Annotated in this window: 8 protein-coding genes; 4 read left to right on the forward strand and 4 right to left on the reverse strand. The window is 46.4% G+C overall.

From position 1 onward, the window contains the following. Positions 1–185: 185 nt before the first annotated feature. Both JJQ94_RS23025 and purT read right to left on the reverse strand, forming a co-directional pair. Positions 186–1079, reverse strand: coding sequence for an aldo/keto reductase (locus JJQ94_RS23025; RefSeq protein ID WP_099030960.1), 894 nt, complete (start codon positions 1077–1079; stop codon positions 186–188). Next, positions 1076–2263, reverse strand: a complete 1188-nt coding sequence (gene purT, locus JJQ94_RS23030) for a formate-dependent phosphoribosylglycinamide formyltransferase (protein ID WP_099030959.1) — start codon at positions 2261–2263, stop codon at positions 1076–1078. Before purT ends, JJQ94_RS23025 begins: the two co-directional genes overlap by 4 nt. 162 nt (positions 2264–2425) lie before the next feature. Between purT and JJQ94_RS23035 the strand changes: the two genes are divergently transcribed. Genes JJQ94_RS23035 through JJQ94_RS23050 form a run of 4 tightly spaced genes read left to right on the forward strand, consistent with a single transcriptional unit; the run spans position 2426 to position 19088 of the window. Then, entirely contained in the window at positions 2426–7408 is a 4983-nt protein-coding gene (locus JJQ94_RS23035; RefSeq protein ID WP_099030958.1) for a non-ribosomal peptide synthetase, read from the forward strand. A 2-nt stretch (positions 7409–7410) separates the two neighbouring features. Next, positions 7411–13722 carry a non-ribosomal peptide synthetase gene (locus JJQ94_RS23040; RefSeq protein WP_099030957.1) on the forward strand — a complete coding sequence of 2104 codons (6312 nt, stop codon included), beginning with the start codon at positions 7411–7413 and terminating at the stop codon, positions 13720–13722. Positions 13723–13725: 3 nt separating this feature from the next. Next, entirely contained in the window at positions 13726–17838 is a 4113-nt protein-coding gene (locus JJQ94_RS23045) for a non-ribosomal peptide synthetase (protein WP_099030956.1), read from the forward strand. Continuing rightward, entirely contained in the window at positions 17835–19088 is a 1254-nt protein-coding gene (locus JJQ94_RS23050; RefSeq protein ID WP_099030955.1) for an MFS transporter, read from the forward strand. The genes JJQ94_RS23045 and JJQ94_RS23050 overlap by 4 nt, the downstream gene beginning before the upstream one ends. Positions 19089–19122: 34 nt before the next feature. Here the strand turns inward: JJQ94_RS23050 and JJQ94_RS23055 are convergent, their stop codons facing one another. Together JJQ94_RS23055 and JJQ94_RS23060 are read right to left on the reverse strand one after the other, a co-directional pair. After that, entirely contained in the window at positions 19123–19785 is a 663-nt protein-coding gene (locus JJQ94_RS23055; protein WP_099030954.1) for a fumarylacetoacetate hydrolase family protein, read from the reverse strand. An 87-nt stretch (positions 19786–19872) separates the two neighbouring features. Continuing rightward, the gene (locus JJQ94_RS23060) at positions 19873–20061 is read right to left on the reverse strand and encodes a hypothetical protein (RefSeq protein ID WP_236596537.1); all 189 of its coding nucleotides are present in this window, start codon (positions 20059–20061) and stop codon (positions 19873–19875) included. Between the last annotated feature and the right edge of the window lie 30 nt (positions 20062–20091).

Here is a 20091-nt window from a genome sequence, read left to right on the forward strand (position 1 = left end):
TTTTCAGAACGTGTATTCACATCAACGATCTGGTGTTGGTGAGATGACTTAACGATCCGTCAACTTTATCGCCAACACCTATTTTCCAACGTTTGCTGCTCTACCCTCTATCAACAGCGGCATTTGAGTATAGCTGCACTTGCTTAATCGTACAGTCTATCCTCAATAATTCTTAAGGCGCTGATTTATGGCACGCTATGCCCGGTAGACGCCGTCCAAATGCGATACCACTGCTCGCGACTCATGCTAAGTGACTGTGAAGCAAACGCGCTGGCAACTCGAGTAATATTTCCCGTTCCAAGCACAGTAGCAGGTTTCGATGGATGCATGGCAAGCCATGCGTAGATCACTTGATCAATTTCAGTGCTACCAATCTCTTCACCCACTTGCTTTAGCACCGCACGCAGTCGTTTGGCTTTTTCATCTTCGCTGGTGAATATCCTGCCCCCTGCCAGCGGCGACCACAGCATAGGGTTCATACCTAGTTGTTGGCACTGATCAAGCGTGCCATCGTCAAGCGCTTTCATCTCATAAGGTGAAAACTCAATTTGGTTGGTCACTAAAGCGAAATCGAGCCTCGATTGCAATAAGCCAAGCTGGCTGGGTGTAAAGTTCGAGACCCCAAAATGCAGCACATCGCCGTTTTGTTTGAGGGTATTAAACGCATCGGCAACTTCATCAGCATCCATCAGATAATCCGGGCGATGAATCAACAGCACATCTAGCCTATCCGTGCCGAAATGCTTTAGTGACTGCTGCGCTTGGGCAATGATATGCGCCTTACTCGAATTATAGTGGTTCGCCTTTCCCGCTAATCCCAAGCTCGGAAATGCGGGCTTAATGCCACATTTAGTGATGATCCGAATGTGCTCTCGAATACTAGGCTCAAGCGCTAAGGCTTTGCCAAACTCCGCCTCACACTGATACTCACCGTAAATATCAGCATGATCAGTATCGCGTATTCCAAGCTCAATCGCTTGCTTTAAAAAGCGTAAATTTTCTTGCGGCGTAATTTGCCAATCTAATAGCCGCCAAAACCCCAATACTAATGGGTCAAGTACGCGGGTGTTTGCGTTCATAACGTAATTCCTACTTTTGCAACCACTTGCTTGGCTTTCTCGACAGCACTTTCAGCCGAGTCTGAGCGCGCTAACGCCACACCCATTCTGCGCTTGCCACTCACCTCTGGTTTACCAAACAAACGAATATCCGTTAGTGGCTCTGCAAGCGCTTGTGCAAGATTGTTGAACTGTAATTGTGTTGATCCCCCTTCGACAAGGATCACGCTAGATGCTGATGGCCCATAGAAGTGAATAGTGGGAATAGGCAAACCTAAAATTGCCCGAGCATGCAGCGCAAACTCACTTAAATCTTGCGAGATAAGCGTGACCATGCCGGTATCATGTGGCCTTGGTGAGACTTCGCTGAAGTAAACTTCATCACCCTTAATAAAGAGTTCAACGCCAAACAGACCCCGACCGCCCAGTGCTTCCGTGACTTTTTCAGCCATCGCTTTACTGCGCTCTAGCGCGAGTGCTGACATCTGCTGCGGCTGCCAGCTTTGCTGATAATCACCGTCTTGTTGCACATGTCCAATTGGCTCACAAAAACTCGTGCCATCGATATGGCGTACGGTTAGCAGCGTAATTTCATAGTCAAAATCAACAAAACCTTCCACAATCACTCTGCCCTGACCTGCACGCCCACCCTCTTGAGCGTAGTGCCAAGCCGCTTCGATATCCGCGGCACTTTTAATCACACTTTGCCCTTTACCTGACGAGCTCATGATAGGCTTAACCACACACGGCATGCCGATACGCGCGACAGCAGCATTAAAGTCTGCCAAGGTGTCAACAAATTGATAGGGTGAAGTGGCAAGCCCAAGCGTTTCAGCGGCAAGACGGCGGATCCCTTCGCGATTCATGGTCAGTTGAGTCGCTTTGGCGGTTGGCACAACCGTGTAACCTTCAGCCTCTAATTCCACCAGCTTATCCGTCGCAATGGCTTCGATTTCCGGCACGATATAATCAGGTTGCTCTTGTTCAATAATCGCTTTGAGTTTTTCACCATCCAACATAGACAAGGTATAGCTGCGATCTGCCACTTGCATCGCTGGCGCATTGTCGTAGCGATCTAAGACTATCACTTCAGCACCTAAGCGCTTAAATTCGATAACGACTTCCTTTCCTAACTCGCCACCACCGCAGAGTAATACTTTGCAAGCAGTTGCCGAAAAGGGCGTGCCCAGAGGTTTGATTTTCATGATGATTCCTTGGTTGGTTTGATGCCCCATGGTAGCGACTTTTTGTCATATGCAAAAGCTGAGAAGACGGCAATCCAATTCAAAATCACAAAATACACATTTCAAACACATTCTTTACATATTGTACACAAAGAGTATTTTTATATTTAAAGGATTACTTCAATGACCGCCCAGTCTCCTATTGATTACAGCACTCAGCCGCAGATCTTATTAACGCAAGCATTCAGCCAATACGCCAATAAAGTCGCACTGGTATTTAACGGCACGCAAGTCACCTATCAAACACTTGAAGAGCGGGTAACACGAGTCGCCGCGAATATTCAGCAACAAGCGAACCTGAGCCAATCTCAATCGCCTTATGTGGCACTATATCTCGAGCGTGGCATTGATATGGTCGTGGGGATCTTAGCGGCAATCAAATCAGGATTGGGTTATATCCCTATTTCCACTGAGGCACCCAAAGCTCGCTGCGAGTTTATTCTTGAAGATAGCCAACCGGCGCTTATCGTCACCCATGGGCATTATCAATCGCTGCCACAATTTGGCCACACACCTCAAGTGTTGATCGAATCTCCTGCAACGCAATCCTTTGTTACTCCTGATTATAAAATGAGTGATATTGCCTATGTGATCTACACCTCGGGCACCACTGGCACGCCAAAAGGCGTAGAAGTACCTTACCAAAACTTACTTTATTTAGCCGAGTCACAAATTGGCCGCTTTGAACTAGACCAACTTGACCGCGTTATGATGTTTGCCTCTTATATTTTCGATGCCAGTGTATTTGAGCTGCTCGTGCATATCATGTTGGGCCAAACTGTATTTGTAACGACAGAAACCGAGCGACGAGATGCCAAAGCGCTAAGCCGATTGATCTCAAAAAATGCGATTCAATTTGGCGCTATCCCTCCTGCATTGCTGGCTTTGATGGATCCCCGAGATTTGCGCTCTATGCGCAAATTAATCGTCGCTGGAGAAACCCCAAATCTAGAAATGCTATCTCGACTTTCAGAAGTCACGCGAGTGTTTAACGGTTATGGTCCTACCGAATATACCGTGTGCACCTGCGCCAATGAATATACCAATGCCGACTCCGAATTTAATATTGGTCAACCCTTTGTGAATACCAGACTTTATGTGCTAGATGAGCAATTGCAACAAGTAGCCGATGGCGCTATCGGTGAGCTCTATATTAGTGGTGCGGGTTTAGCAAAAGGATACTTAAACCGTCCAGAACTCACAAAATCTCGATTTATCGCAAACCCCTATTATCAAGCAGAAGTAGACCCTGTGCACTTCGCTAGACTTTATAAAACTGGCGACTTAGTAAGTTTTGACGGTGATAATTATCATTTTGTTGGTCGTAATGACAACCAAATTAAGCTACGCGGATTTCGTATTGAGTTAGGTGAAATAGAAAAAGTTGTTGTCCAACATGAGGCGGTAAAACTTGCAAGCTGCCAAGTAGTACAACGAGGTAATGCTAAGTTCTTGGTGGCATTTATCGTTCCTCATAGTAAACCTACAGCAGACCTTGGACAACATATCAACCAGTTAGCAGAAAAGTTACTGCCAGACTATATGCTGCCTGATCACTATCAATGTTTAGACGCACTACCCATGACCGAAAATGGGAAGGTAGATAGCCGCGCACTCGCTAATTACGAATTAAGTAGCCAACAAGACCAAGCGCAAGATCAGCTTAGCCAAGAACAACAAGCTTTTTTAGCACAGTTTCAAGGTTTCTGTTTGCCAGGCCTTGGCTGGCAACAAGATTTTTTCCAACAAGGTGGTGACTCCATCTCTGCAATCAACCTTAGCAACCAGTTATTTCAGCAGCTCGGCTTAAGCGTGCCAACACACCTAATTTATCGCTATCGTAGTGCTGGACAAGTATGGCAGGCAATGCAAACTCAACACTTTGAAACCATTGCGATTCCAAAGCGCGGTGCTGATTTTGAGGAGGTCGCCCCGCTATCACTGCAACAACGCGCGATTTGGTTTTTAGCCAAAGCCGACCCAAACGATAAAGCCTATCATGCAAAGTGTACAATCACCTTCAGTGGCGATCTAAATGTACCTGCACTACAAGGTGCATTACAGGATATCGTTGATAACCATGCGATTTTCCGTACTAGCTACGACTTACATGAGCCGCTGCAGTATATTGCAAAGCACTACCAGCAAGACGTGCCTTACTTTGATTTTAGTGAGTATCAAGAAGCACAAGCATTAGCTGAGGTCGACAAACTCGTTAATGGTCATATGAATGATATTTTTGCGATTGACCAATTACCGCTGGCACGCTGGGCAATTGTAAAAATTAGCGAATCTAAACATGTACTTATTCATATTGAACATCACTTAGTACATGATGGTTGGTCTTCTAACATATTCCTTGATCACCTCTTTAGTTGTTATAAACAGCGCTTGCATGGCGCAAGCCAAGGTACTTTGCCTGAAATCACACAATACGCCGATTACGCGGCCTATCAGCATCAATGGTTGGGAACAGAGCAAGCCGAGTTGCAACGTCAATTTTGGAAAGCACAACTACAAGATGCACCGAGCCGTATTAACTTGCCAGTTTCTCGCCTCGGCGAAACCGCAACCGAACGTGGTCGCGCACACCGGGTTAAACTGCCTCGTTCGCTATGGAACAATTTAAAAGCCTACAGCCAAGCGCATCAGATCACGCCATTCGCCGTTGCCCTTGCGGCATTAAATATTGTCCTTTCGCGCTTTAGTGGCGATCAGGATATTTGTATTGGTTCTGGCGTTGCAAACCGAGGCTACACCAATGTGGATGATACCATTGGTATGCTCGTCAGCACCGTAGTGGCGCGAGTTCAGCAAACACCAGAAATGTCTGTTGAACAACTGGTACAGCATTGTTTCGAAGTCAGTAACGACATGCTGGCCAATCAAACCCTACCATTTACCGAAGTCGTCGCGGACGTAAACCCTGAGCGCATCAAAGGCGTCAACCCGTTATTCCAGATCTGTTTTAGCTTCCATGATTCACCACTGCCAGAGCTCACGCTTCCGGGGTTAGATGATATTGAGTATTTCGAGGCGATCAGCAGTCAAGCGGCTAAGTTTGAGATTAATATCGTGGTGCTTACCCGTATGGGGCAAGATCAGGATGATTCGGTCACTATGTTATGGGAGTTTGACTTAAACCGCTACGATCCTTGGTTTATCGATGCCTTAAGTGACAACTTTAGTCATATTCTCGCGCAACTTATCAGCGTTGATGGGCAATTACCACTTGAGCAGTTGAGTTTACAAAGCCATATTGAGCACGATGTTCAAATAGCGCAGCACCAAAGCCAAGATTTGCTGTCACTATTTACGCATCACGCGCAGTCTCGCAACCAGCAAACTGCACTTATCACCAGTCAAACGGAGTTAAGCTATCAGGAGTTAAGTACTCGATCAGACAGCCTTGCGGCACGTATTCTTCAGCAGTATGGTACGCTTGAGTATATCGGCCTATATCTGCAGCCCGGCATTGACACTGTGGTTGCAATGCTCGCCATCATGAAAGCTGGCGCCGCTTATGTGCCGCTATCGCCAAGAGCGCCAGCTGCCCGCAATGCTTTTATTATTGACGATGCTCAGCTCAAGTTAGTATTAACTAACACCATAAGTCAGCAAAGCTTGAGCGAAAATGAGCAATCAAATTGGCCACTGTTAAACTTGGATAATACATTCGCGCCTTGCGATATTGCACTTTACCAACCGTCGCCTGATTCTGCAGCCTACATAATTTATACCTCAGGTACGACAGGCCAACCTAAAGGCGTTATTCAAAGCCATAAAAATGTTGCGCGCTTGCTATCTGCCAGTCAACCGCTTTACCACTTTAATAGCGAAGATACTTGGGTGCTTTATCACGATACGATTTTTGACTTTAGTGTTTGGGAAATATGGGGAGCACTGTGTCATGGCGGTCGGTTGTTTATTCCAAGCTACGAAGAAGCAAGAGACAGTTTTGGTTTTGTAAAGCAGTGTGAGCAATTTGCTGTCACCGTGCTTAACCAAACTCCCAGTGCATTCTATAATTTTAGTGACGTTGCCATTTCTGCGGCGGCGTCGCTCGATAGCCTTAGCACTGTGATCTTTGGTGGTGAGCAGCTCAACTACGATAAACTGAGCCCTTGGTGGCAACGCTTTGGTCAGCGTATTCAATTGGTCAATATGTACGGTATTACTGAAACCACGGTACATGTCACCTATCAACCTTTACACCCTAACATGAATACCCAGATTGCTGACATTGGCGTGCCGCTCAATGATATGCAGGCTTGGGTGCTGGATAGTCAGTTACGTCCCGTACCTGTGGGTTGTCCTGGAGAGCTGTTTATCTCTGGTGCAGGTTTGGCGATTGGGTATTTGAATCAACCAGAGCTGAGCGCTACTCGCTTTTTCGAGCTAACGCTCAATGGCAAACTCACCCGCGTTTACAAAACCGGTGATAACGCCAGATTATTACCAAGCGGTCATTTAGAATACCTAGGTCGTTTGGATAACCAAGTGAAGATCAGGGGTCATCGTATCGAGCTTGGTGAAGTCGAATCCCAATTGCTCAGCTGTAGCGGTGTTAAAGAAGCAGCAGTGATCACCTATACACGCCAAAATCAAACAGCGCTAAGTGGCTATGCTGTGATGGAAAACCATGCTTATTTTGACGCCGAGCTATTACTTAACCATCTACGAACGCAGCTGCCAGCATATATGGTACCGGATAGCATCATCCAACTCACGGCGATGCCACTCACCGTAAACGGAAAGCTAGATAGCAAAGCACTACCGCTACCGCAGATGTCATCATCAAACCAATACGCTGCTCCGCGCACAGCGCTTGAACAGACGCTTTGCCAAATTTGGCAAACCACATTAGAACTGGAACAAGTCGGTATCCATGATAATTTCTATCGTCTAGGTGGTAACTCCATCTTAGCAGTGCAGCTCGTGCGCAATGCCCAGAAATGGCACCAGATTGCGATCCCGTTATCAGCGATCATTGCCAACCCATCGATTGCGGCTCTGGCGCAATACCTAGACACCATAGAGCTGGGTGATATCACCCAATCTCAAGACGCACCTGCCACCACCTCTTCGCAGGTGATGGAGCTATAGTCATGGAGTTAACATCTTTACTGAACGACCTTCACGCGCAGCAGTTGCGCGTGTGGGTGTCTGAGCAAAATACCTTGGCACTGGGATATGAGGGTAACGTAGCGCCAACTTTGCTCACGACACTCAAAGCGCATAAAGCTGAACTATTGGCGCTACTAAGCGCCCACCAGATCTGCTCCGAAGCCGCCTTTTTAAGTTGGCCATTATTAAAGCCAGTGCCGCTTTCCAATGCCCAGGCAAGGTTGCTGTATGTAGACAAACGTGCACCAAAGTCCTGTGCTTATCATATTCCAATGCTGGTTGAGTTGAATGATCCAGCGCAGCAACAAGGCATAATCTCGGCACTAGCACAGCTGCTTGTCCATCACCCTATCCTAACAAGTGTGATTGAAACCGATGCTGAGCATTTTAACTGCCGAGCAACCTTACAACCTCTTGCGGTCGAGTATCACCGAGCAACCACTTTGGCTCATGTACAAACACTGGTAAGAGAGCACATTCACACGCCGTTTGATCTCCATACTCAAGCTCCCTTTAGAGTCTGTATTATTGAGCTTGAGCAAAGGCGTTTTATGCTTTTCCTTTGGCATCATATCGTCTTTGATGCTTGGTCAATGCGAGTCATGTTGCGCGACCTAGTTAGCTTGCTACAAGGAGAAAGCATTAAGCCATTAAGCTATTTTGACTTTGCCAAGTGGCAACAAAGGCAAGAACAAAGCGCTGCACACTGTTATTGGCAAACGCAACTTGCAGGCGCTCATGCCACACAAATTGCACCGCTGTTTGCTACACAAACACACGAAACCGAATCGCTCACGCACTATTTTGCACTTTCACCACGGCAAAGTCAGGCATTACGTGCCCTAGCAAAATCATTAAACACCACAGTGTACAGCGTGTTGCTTGCCCATTACTGTTATATTTTGGCACTTCATAGCGGTGAAACAGACATCGTGATTGGTGCGCCATCGGATAATCGAGATCACCCGCAAACGCAAGAAATGATTGGCTTTTTTGTCAACACCTTAGTGCTTAGAGTGAAGCTCGATTATCGCCAAAGCTTTGCCAGCCTCGTGCAACAAGTTCATGAGACCGTGCGCGCCGCAAAACAATACCAAAGTTATCCTTATGATCAACAAGTTGCCTGTTTGAGTGAGGGTAAACACTCACCTCAGCCAAGCCTGATGTTTAGTGTACAGCGGTTCGCCAGCGAGCTTATGGACGAGTTTGCATTACCATTTTCAGCGGTTGATGCTTTTACTAATGAGTCTTTATATAACCCGATTAAATGTGATTTCCGTCTAGCATTTGATGATAGCAATACAAATTTGCAAGGACAGATAAGTCTCGATCCCAATAAGTTTGATGATGCATTTGCACAGCAATTTGCCCACACCTATCAGCAATTATTGGTACAGCAGGCAGAACACAGCGACGTCGCCCTTGAGCAATTATCAACTTCTCACCCAATTACAAAGCCACCAGCGACCACCGTTAAGCAAACTTCAACCCTATCACTATATCAACAATTTTTGGCCTGCGCCTCAGCAGCTCCAGATGCACCAGCATTACAAATCAACGATGAGGTCATTACTTACCAAACGCTCGCTGCGCGTGTTCAGCATCTGATTGTGCAACTCCAAGCACAGTTGACCCACGAGCAAAATCCTGTTGTCGCGCTGATGTTTGAGCGCAGTCCAGAGATGATAGTCGCCATATTAGCAACGCTTGGAGCCGGTGCTGGATATTTACCACTCAATCCAGAGCAAGGCCAAGCACGTAGTGAGTTTATGTTGCAAGACAGTGGTGCTAACCTGCTACTTTGTCATCAAGCAACCTTGAATACGGCTATGTGTTTTAGCGCAATCACTGAGGTGCAAAACATTGACGAGTTAGCGCAACAACCAGCTCCTGTTTTCAATTCAGATCAAGCACACTCACCGTGCCATTCATCACTTGCATATATTATTTATACTTCTGGAAGTACCGGCAAACCAAAAGGCGTTATGGTAGAGCAGCGGCAAGTTCAGGCTTTGGTTCAAAGCGCAACTGCGGCTTACGATTTTAACTCAAGTGAAAAAACACTGAGTCTGGCTCCATACTTTTTCGACGCGTCCGTGGAGCCACTCTTTTTAACGCTGCTCAATGGTGCTTGCTGGGTGATCATGAATGAGGCAAGAGCAAAGTCGCCAGCCATGATACGTGACGCGCTCGTTAGCCAAAGGATCAGTCACTTAGTCACCGTTCCAGCATTTTTAAGTGCCATCGGTACGCCGCCCGACCACCATGCCCTACGGCGTGTGATCACGGGTGGCGAGTCTTGTGACCGTAATCTCATGGAGGCATGGACGCCTCTTCTTCATATTGAATATGGTCCGACCGAAACCACAGTAACAGCAACAGCAAACCACCAGCCGCTGCAATCACGCTATTTCAATAATATTGGCGCACCACTGGCTCATGTTGATATTCAAATCGTTGATGCCAATCTCAAGGCGCTGCCACTCTTTTGTCAAGGAGAGATCCTTATTGGTGGCGCGAGTGTCGCACGAGGCTATGTTAACCTTGCAGAGCAGACGGCATCGCGCTTTATTAACTGGCACGGAACACGTATGTATCGCACGGGCGATCAGGCGCGGTATCTGGCAAACGGCGAGATCCAATTTTTAGGACGTGCCGATGAGCAGGTAAAAATTCGTGGATATCGCATCGAGCTACAAGAAATAGAACACTTACTTAACCTGCACCCGCAAATCAACCAAGCTTGCGTCAAAGTACAGCAAAACAACTACCTCATTGCTTATTTCACTGGCGACCAAACGCTCTCTCACACCGAGATTGTGAAGTGGCTACAACCACAATTGCCAGATTATATGCTGCCAAGTGCTACGTGTTGGCTAGAACAATTGCCTGTGCTGGCCTCTGGTAAAGTGGACAGCCGCAGCTTACCAAGCGTCGCTCTAGTATCACAGACACCATACCGAGCACCACGCACGCCATTAGAGCAGCAACTTTGTGATCTATGGCAGACGCAACTTGAAGTTGAGCTAGTAGGTATTGATGATGACTTTTTTGCCTTGGGCGGCCATTCTCTAAGTGCAATGACATTGGTCGCTAAAATGCACTCTAGCTGTAACGTTAACATCAGTTTGAGTCAATTTTTGCAAAGCAAAACGATAGCGCAACTGGTATCACAACAAGCTAGCAACGCCAGCGAGCCTTTAGCGGTCACATCAACATCACAATCACTTGATGAAATCATCGTGCCCGCGCAGCAGCAAGCGATGCTCACCAGCGAGCAATTAGCGACACAATCTGGCGCTTTTCATATTCCTTTACAGCTTAAATGCCCAAGTGAGCTACAACAGCAAGCCTTACAACACGCAATCTATCAACTGGTTGAGCGTCATGCTATTTTGCGCACCCGCTATACTCAACAGCAACAAGGTCGCTGGGCATATAAAGATGAGCAAGGCGTGCCAAAATGCGAAACTCTAATACACACGCCGCATAGTGAATTTATCGCTCAGACATTTGACCTTGAAAATGATGCACCGCTGCGGCTCGGACTGTACCACCAAGATGATGAATTTGGCGTGTTACTGGTATTTCATCACATAGCCTTCGACGGCTGGTCTACACAAGTATTGTTGGATGAGCTGAACACGCTGCTATCGGGACACACGCTTACCCCAACCTCACTGCAATTTCGCGACTATGCATATTGGCAATCAACACAACAATACGACGATGCCGCAGCGTTTTGGCAGCAACACTTGATTGATATTGATGTCACCCCATGGCCAAGCGATGAGCCAAGACAGGCTTTGTTTGACCATCAAGGTGAAGCATTCCCCTTTACTCTCTCAACAACACTAACTGCTGAGTTAAGGGGGCTGGCAAAATCACATCAGGTATCTATGTACAACCTACTACTGTGTGCTTTTCAGCTCGCATTATGTGCATGGGATAGTCGTGAAAGTGTTGTCGTTGGCTCCCCCACTGATAACCGCGATTCGGCATTTAAAGATACGCTAGGTTACTTTGTTAATACCTTACCGATGCCGCTGCGTGTCGACTTAAATAAGAGTTTTTCTGACTATCTAAGACAAAGCCAAACGCTGTTACTTGCGGCAAAATCTCACCAACAATTGCCACTAGAGTCAATTGCCGCGCAACTTGGGGTGATCCGAGAGGTGGGTGTATCGCCACTGTTCCAAGTGTTTTTTACCTTTGATCAGTTCTCACTACCAACAGCGCAATATCAACATTTTGAAGTCGCCAGCGACACCGCCCAGCAAAACCAATATCACCCAGCCAAGTTTGACTGGAATTTGGTGATTAAAGATATGCCAGACCAACTGATTGGTCAGCTTATTGTTGCTCGCAGTCGTTATCAGTCTTCCCGCTGCCAACAATTTGTGCACTTTTTCTGCCGTTATCTTGAAAATCTCTGTCAGTACAACGAGAAGCCTTTACTGCAATGCCCTTTGGTTAGTACTGAGTATCTACAGCAAGTCATCTCAAAAACTCGATTATCACAACCAAATGACGCTTTTTTAGTGCAATTTGCGAAGACAGTAGCAGCGTATCCAGAACGCACAGCATTAAGCTTCACCGAGCAAACCGTGAGTTACCGCGAGCTAGACTTGTTTTCTGATCACTTAGCAGCACAGTTGATTGCAACCAATGACGAAAGCGAGCCAGTTGCACTTTATTTTGATAAAGGTATAGAAGCCCCCATTGCAATGCTAGCGGCGCTAAAAGCGGGCATGCCCTTTGTCTCACTCTCAGCCAATCATCCAGTTGCTCGTCGCCAAGAGATTATGGCAAAAGCGCAGGCAAAACTGCTCCTTAGTCGCACACCACTCAGCTGGAATACATTGCCAACACTGACTCTTGATGTACAGACATTACAGCAAAGTGCTCAACTACGGCCATTCTCAGCCAACAATCATGCAACAGACAAGCTGGCTTACCTCATTTTTACTTCGGGGACGACGGGAGAACCAAAAGGGGCGATGCTGTCTTACCAAGGCCTTGCTAACCTCTGCACCGAGAAGTGCAACATCCATAAATTAGAGGGAAATACTCAGGTAGTCACTAGTCAATATGCTGAATATGTTTTTGATGCCTGTATTTGCGAGATATTTCCAGCCCTAGCTGCCGGCGCTAAACTGGAAATCATTCCAGAGCCAATACGCAAAGATCCACAACAGCTGTGCCGCTATCTCAAAGCTAAACAGGTCAACGTCGCGTTTATTCCTACTGTATTTATCAATCAGTTTCCAAAGTGGATAGCGGATATTAACTTAACCGTATTGTATTCCGGTGGTTCTCGTTTAGACCCAGTCAGCCACAAGTTGGCAGAGCATCATTTCAATGAATATGGATTAAGTGAAACAAGTGTCACCGCAACACTTAGTGAAGTGTACCCCAATACACCTATTACTATTGGTAAGCCTATTCGTAACACTCGATGCTATGTGTTGGACCCTTTTATGCGGATTTTACCGGACGGCGCGTTAGGTGAGCTATACATCGCCGGTGATTGTGTCGGTTTGGGCTACTGGCAGTCACCAAAGCAAACGGCAAAACACTATATTGACTATCACCTTCGCTGTGACAACAACCACTTTTCTGACGAAAAGCTCTACCGCAGCGGAGACTTAGTGCGTAAAAATCAGCAAGGTGAATTCGAGTTTGTTGCCAGAGCTGACAAACAGTGGGATTTACATGGTCACCGCGTCGAGCCAGGCGAAATTGAATATAAACTTAAAGCGCACCCAGATGTTGACCATGCCGTTGCACACTTATATTTAAGTGAAACAGGCAAAGTGCTGTTGGGTTATGTCGTACTTAACGCCAACACTGAGTGTGATGTAAACGACCTTCGCCAATGGTTGAATCAACAACTCCCAAGCTATATGCAGCTTGCTGCGATATCACAGATTGACGCACTTCCAATGACAGTAAATGGCAAACTTGATACCACACAGCTCATCATTCCAACGCTGCAAGATAGTATTACCTATATCGCGCCAGAGACGGAACTACAACAACAACTCGCCAATGCTTGGCAGCAAGTACTTGAAGTCTCAGAGATTGGCCTACAACACGACTTTTTTGCTTTGGGTGGCTCATCCATACAGGCAGCACAAGTTACCGCTCTGTGTAGTCAAGCGCTCGGCAACGAAATTGCCGTTGCGACCTTACTGACTTACCCACAACTTGACGCATTTGCCACGCAAGTAGAACAACAGCTAAACGCGTTCGCCAGTAGCGAAGACTGCGAATTTGAAATGGAGTTATAACGCATGATCGAATCATTTATTTATGAACTAAAACAAAGTGGGATAAGCGTTTGGCAGCAAGAGGATAAATTAAAAATTGCTAGCAACGTGAATTTACAAGGCCAAGCAATTGTTGAACAGCTAAAACAGAATAAGCCACAGTTGTTACGCTACCTCACAAGGCAAGGCATAGATAGCAAAGCTCGTTTTGATGAACTGTCTATCTTGCCATTGGAAACGCGATGCGCTCCGCTTACGCTTGGGCAGCAACAACTACTGTTTACGCAAGAAGTGAGCAACGCGGCAAGTACTTATCATATTCCATGCCTACTCAAAATCGCCAAGCACTGCGATATTGAAAAACTCACAGCAGCAATAGAACAACTGGTGATCCGCCACAGTGCGCTAGATATGGTTGTGGCCTACGATCACCAAGGAAAAACGATACAACAGCCTGCCAATGAGGCGTTTGTCGTGACGCATCACGAGCTTGGTAATCTAAACTTGTTTGAGCAGTGCGAGCATTTCTTTAACGAGCCGTTTAGCTTACAGCATTCTCGACCATTTCGTGCCTATGTCATCACCTCGAAGGAGCTGCAACATGTGTTTTTTGTCTGGCATCATATCGCCTTTGACGGATGGTCTTTGGGACTGTTTTTACAAGAATTGACGTCACTCTATGAGGGAGAGAATCGACCTCTGAGTCTACAATTTAGTGATTATGCTTATTACATGGCAACACCCGGCCAACTTGAACGACAAGCAACAAGTCAACGTTATTGGCAAACTCAATTGGCTGATTACGAACCATTAAAACTTGCGCAAACTCAGTCGCGTCCAGCCACCTTTGATCATCGCGGTGCGGTACAGAGCATTGTGCTAGATGAAAATACGACGCTAAAGTTACAACAAACAGCGAAAACGCACCGCATTAGTATTAATACACTTGGGCTTGCGGCCTGGTATCACACCCTTGCACTGCTCAGTCATCAACGTCAATTTGTTGTTGGTATTCCTAGTGAAAACCGCCCTACGGCACTGCAACAAAACATACTTGGATATTTTGTTAACTCATTGCCGATTAAAGCGGATATCGACATGACGATGTTACTTGAGCGCTGGTTCACTCAAGTTAATCAAGTCGTTAATCAAGCCAAGCAACATCAGGCCTTGCCGTTTGAGGCCATTAAGAATAGCTTAGACGTACCGCTCGACACTAGTATGCACCCGATATTTCAAACGTTGTTTAGCAGTAGTCAGTTTGCCCCTGAGCAACATCATACCTTATGGCAAAGCGTTGACCTTGATCTAACCCAGCAATGCCAAGCGAAGTTTGATTTAACATTACACTTGAGTGCAGGGAAGACCACAGAGTTAGGGTTAACTTATGCCACGGCACTTTTTTCCAGCTCATACGCGCAGCAGATCCTCGAGTTATATCAAACGGTTTTACAGGCATATCTAACAGTTGAAAACGCCCAACAGCCTCTTTATAGCCTACCTTTATTGAGTAACACGGCGCAGCAAAAACAATATCAATTAAGTGGAATGCAACACGCTTATCCGAGCGTGGCAAGTATCACCGACCAGTTTGCTGAAATAGTAGCGCGCCATCCAGATAAAGCCGCTATCAGTAATCGCCATCAAACCTTGAGCTACCAAGCGCTTGATAATCAAGCCAAGCAACTTGCCAATGCAATCTTGGCAGTCTGCCCTGAACCCAAAGTCGTTGCACTCTACATGCGAAACGACATTGAATTTGTGATTGCCATGTTGGCGGTACTAAAAATCGGCGCTGCATACACAACACTATCGCTCAAAGACCCAGTAGCGCGTCATCAATATCAACTGAGTGATAGTAATGCCGACGTAATAGTCACCTTGCATGAACATAGCCAAACATTGGCAACATTCAACCACAACAATATCACTGAAGTTTTCTGTGATACGAGTCTGGCAGATACTGATATCACGGCGGATTTTGAACCTATGTGCATCGCACCTAGCGAAGTCGCGACGATTATTTATACCTCAGGTACGACAGGAAACCCTAAAGGCACATTGCTTTCTCATGCCGCAATTAGCGCTTTGGCACTCGATAATCATAGTTACCAGCATCAGCCCCAAGATAGCTTTATTCAACTCGCAAACCCTGCCTTTGATGCCACCTTATTTGAAGTATGGAGCGCATTACTCAACGGTGCCGAGGTTCACTTGGGCTATCAGGACAGCCTTAATTCTGCAGCACAGCTCAGTGCAACATTGCAGACGTTGAATATTACTTCGCTGTTTCTGACCCGCTCACTCTTCGACACTTTGTTGCTGCAAGACGAGCATATTTTTGCTTCTCTGACTCATTTACTCGTGGGTGGTGAAGCATTAACAGAGTCGATGGTAAATAAATTGCTGGCGTCTACATCTTGTCCTAAACACTTTATCAATGTTTATGGTCCAACTGAGTGCACCACATTTACCACAGTGCAAACGATGTCTAAGCAGCAATCGGAGATAGCAATCGGCAAGCCAATCCCAGGGCGAGCGGTGGCTGTAGTCGGTCGCAATAACGAATTACTGCCACTTGGTTGCCCTGGCGAGTTAGTGGTCTGTGGGCATGGCGTGGCTGAGCGTTACCTCAATAACCCAACACTCAACAGCGAAAAGTTTGTATCCCTCAATCTGTTTGGCTCAATGCAAAAGTACTATCGTACGGGCGACTTAGTGTATTGGAATGCACAACAGCAACTGTGTTATATCAACCGTGGCGACCAACAAGTCAAAGTGCGTGGCTTTAGAATTGAGTTGGCAGAGATCGAGCATCACCTTAATCAGCTAGCGGATATAGATACCTGTGCAGTTATTGCTAAAAAGCAGCAGACTCAGACCTTGCTGCATGCTTATTTGGTAATCAAACCCGCGGCCGATCAAGCTGCGGCACTCAGCCACTGTAAAACTCAGCTTACCAAGTTACTTCCTAGTTATATGATGCCACATAGCTTCACTGTACTTTCGGCGTTACCGTTAACGCTCAACGGCAAACTCGACAAAACTAAGCTGCCAGAACCTGAGCTAAAGCAGCATCAACTCGTTGTGCCACAAACCAACACAGAGAAGGAGGTACTGGCCATTTGGAAGGATGTTTTAGGCCAGAATCCACTTTGTTGTGCGACGGCAGTAACTGAGCAAGGTGCCGACTCCATTAGTTTATTAAGCTTTTGTGGTACGGCAAGCAAGCGTAATTGGCAGCTAACTCCACAACTTATCCTTGAACACCTATCAGTGCAGCAACTGGCAAGATTTATTGATAATCAGACCCGACTTGATTTTGCCACCATGAGTGAAGACCAAGCAATTGACGCTGCACTTGCCCATGAGCATTTCGCTCCTTCACGTTTTTTCAATGCACCGCAGAGTGAGTTTCTGCTTCACCTCATGCCCGCAGCAGCAACCGCAGATAGCTTTGCACCTCTGTGTGAAAAACTTGCGCCCGACCTGCGCATTCACGCATTAGAAAATATCAAACTGTTCACAGGCAAACACATCAGCTTGCATACTATGGTGCGCTATTATGTTCAGCGTATTACGGAGGTATCGCCAACTGGCCCACTTTACTTGGGCGGCTTTTGTGAAGGTGCGGCATTGTCACTGGAAGTGGCGCGTTACTTGGCCGAAATGGGTAGAGAAATTGTCCACTGCTTTTTGATTGATCCCGTCTTACCAAGACTTACTTCAGCAGCGCGTCAGGCCGCCGAAGAAGAGTATATCCGCTCGCAAGACGATGACGCTAAACCCATCGCCCGAGCATTTTTAGACTTTACCCAATACTTTCAAACCGCGACGGCGTTTACCTTCCCTGTGAGCTTCTTTATCGCCGATCATGTCAGTGATGAGGCCATTCCACTTCCGGCACTGAGGTTGATCCATCAAGTGGAAGACATACCTGCGCTGTATAAGCGGACGTTTGCAAGTGACAGAAATGGTTTTGAAAATTTACTTGCCAATGCAGACTATATTGCGCTTGAAAGTGCACACGATGAAATCATGACCGACGCTAAAGACTTATCCATCATCGCGTCACACATTAATGCGTTAATGCAGCAAACGAATAGCGCCGCAACCACAGTGGAGCAACGCGCATGACTCGTTCACAATTTGCTACACGATACGGTATCCACCTTGGATTAACTATGTTTGCCAGTATGCTGGTGCTCCCTATTTTTACGCCTTACATGCTGAACTTAGGCCTAGCATTGCAAGATGTGGCCTTAGCTATGGTGGTCATGGCTATCACTATCGTGGTGTTTGAAGTACCTAGTGGTATTACGGCAGATGCCATTGGTCGCCGCAAAGTATTTTTAGCTTCTTTAGTGTTTGCCGCTGTATGCAACTTACTTTTATTGTTGAGTGAAGACTTTTGGCACGTCTGCTTAGCCATGGCATGTTGGGGATTAAGTCAGGCGTCGTTAACTGGCACGCTCAACGCATGGTTTGTTGAAACTTATCAAAAGCTTGAAGGAGACGAGCCATTGAATAAAGGGTTCGGTAAAGTGTATGGTATTGGCTATCTTATCGGCGCCAGTGCCGCTTTATTTGCCGCCCTCTTTTTGGCGTTTGCGACTAGCCCAACACAACAACTCAACCACTTGTATCAAGCCTTAATCTTGATTTCGATAGCGGTATTGTGTGTGGTATTTGCATGTACTTTTGTCGTGGTGAAAGAGTCAACGAGACCTCTGCAAGACGTAGTTGAGAAAGGACTGATTAGCCAAGCTAAGGCCATGCTGGCAACTTGTAAGCAAAGTGGTATGCAAAGGCTGCTGTTGGTGATTGTTTTTGCAATTCCTGTTGCCAGCAGCATAGAGAAGTTTTGGCCTGCCCTAGCAGAGCGCTATAGTAGTACACCAGTTGACTCTATTGCGTGGATATTCCCAGCAATGATGGCAGCTGGATTTGTATTAAATGGCGTCGCTGCTGCGATCAGCGCTCCGATCTGTTCTCTATTTGGTCAACGCTTAGGGTATGTAATGGCGTTCGCTCATTTGGCCAAATTCGCTTTTGTGCTGCTGCTTGCTTGGGTTACGTCACTACCATTACTGATTGTAGCTCTGCTGTGCTTTTATCTTTGTATGGGGCTAGCGCAACCGGCACAACTGCAACTACAACATCAACTAAGTAGCGATAACGTGCGAGCCAGTGTGGAGTCAATAATGTCACTGACCACTCGCTTTGGTGGCTTGCTCGGCTCTGCATTAACCGCTTTACTGTTGGGCTACGTCAGCCTGACTATCAGCTGGATAATATTAGGCGCAATTTCACTCGTTGCTATTATGCTGTGCTGCTCGAGCACAATCAATCAACCGGAAGCTGAGCTCGTTGCTGCGCAGTCGTAACAGACTACGCAGCGATACACATAAAAACGAGAATCTAATCTATCGCAACTTTGCCATGCCAAGGAGTATGGCTTTTCAGCTGCAGTGTAAGTTCATCGCCATGCGCTAGGCTCCCTACCCCTTTTGGCGTTCCTGTTAAGACAATATCTCCTGGCTGAAGCGTAAAGTAACGAGCAATGTCCTTTAGCAACTCAGTGATTGGAAAAATCATTAAGCTAGAGTCGCCATGCTGTTTAAGCTCTCCATTTTGCCAAAAACGATATTCAATACACTCAGCAAAGGTGTTTTCATCACATGGTACAAAAGGCGTCATTGGGCAACTATTATCATAGGCCTTTGCCCGCTCCCATGGGTGCCCTTGTGCTTTTAGCTCACTTTGTAAGTCTCGTAATGTCAAATCGAGTGCCAGCCCAATTCCAGCGATATGCTTGAGAGGCGCAGGGGTTTTTGCATCAATTTTGGTGCCTACCAATAGTGCAAGCTCGGCCTCATAATGATGTTCGCCAAGTGCGGCGTCCAACATCATTTTATTATTAAATGGTACTAAGCTCGTTGCTGGTTTGATAAACAACAACGGACTGCTTGGAATGGGATTATCTAGCTCTTTGGCATGCGCTACGTAGTTTCTACCAACACAAACGATTTTTCCCGCTGGTAGACTTATTTTATTGTTTTCATTATCAATATGTTGATACATTTCACCCTCTCTGTACTGCCATAAGCTCCGGTTATGGAGCGTACCATAACCAAAGCGTCGTGCTAGCAAGTTATCATATAAACGGTATTATTCCGGTTTACAGACCCAGCGCACCATATCCTTAATTGAGGGTTCCTTGCCATACATCACCATACCCGCTTTAAACAATCGTCCTGCGGCAACACGGATAAGGTAGCAACCAAGTAATGCGCATAACACTTGCTTTACCGAAACATATTGCTTCGACACCCCTGTTACTTGCAATAAATCTGGCATAACTTTCCTTTAAAAACGAATGAGGGCTTT

The sequence above is a fragment of the Pseudoalteromonas sp. GCY genome (genome assembly GCF_016695175.1).
GTDB lineage: Bacteria > Pseudomonadota > Gammaproteobacteria > Enterobacterales > Alteromonadaceae > Pseudoalteromonas.

Bases quoted from the DNA above. Each gene is read 5' to 3' on its own strand.
- purT (WP_099030959.1), bottom strand. From the start codon at position 2,263: ATGAAAATCAAACCTCTGGGCACGCCCTTTTCGGCAACTGCTTGCAAA.
- JJQ94_RS23035 (WP_099030958.1), top strand. From the start codon at position 2,426: ATGACCGCCCAGTCTCCTATTGATTACAGCACTCAGCCGCAGATCTTA.
- JJQ94_RS23060 (WP_236596537.1), bottom strand. From the start codon at position 20,061: ATGCCAGATTTATTGCAAGTAACAGGGGTGTCGAAGCAATATGTTTCG.
- JJQ94_RS23040 (WP_099030957.1), top strand. From the start codon at position 7,411: ATGGAGTTAACATCTTTACTGAACGACCTTCACGCGCAGCAGTTGCGC.
- JJQ94_RS23025 (WP_099030960.1), bottom strand. From the start codon at position 1,079: ATGAACGCAAACACCCGCGTACTTGACCCATTAGTATTGGGGTTTTGG.
- JJQ94_RS23045 (WP_099030956.1), top strand. From the start codon at position 13,726: ATGATCGAATCATTTATTTATGAACTAAAACAAAGTGGGATAAGCGTT.
- JJQ94_RS23055 (WP_099030954.1), bottom strand. From the start codon at position 19,785: ATGTATCAACATATTGATAATGAAAACAATAAAATAAGTCTACCAGCG.
- JJQ94_RS23050 (WP_099030955.1), top strand. From the start codon at position 17,835: ATGACTCGTTCACAATTTGCTACACGATACGGTATCCACCTTGGATTA.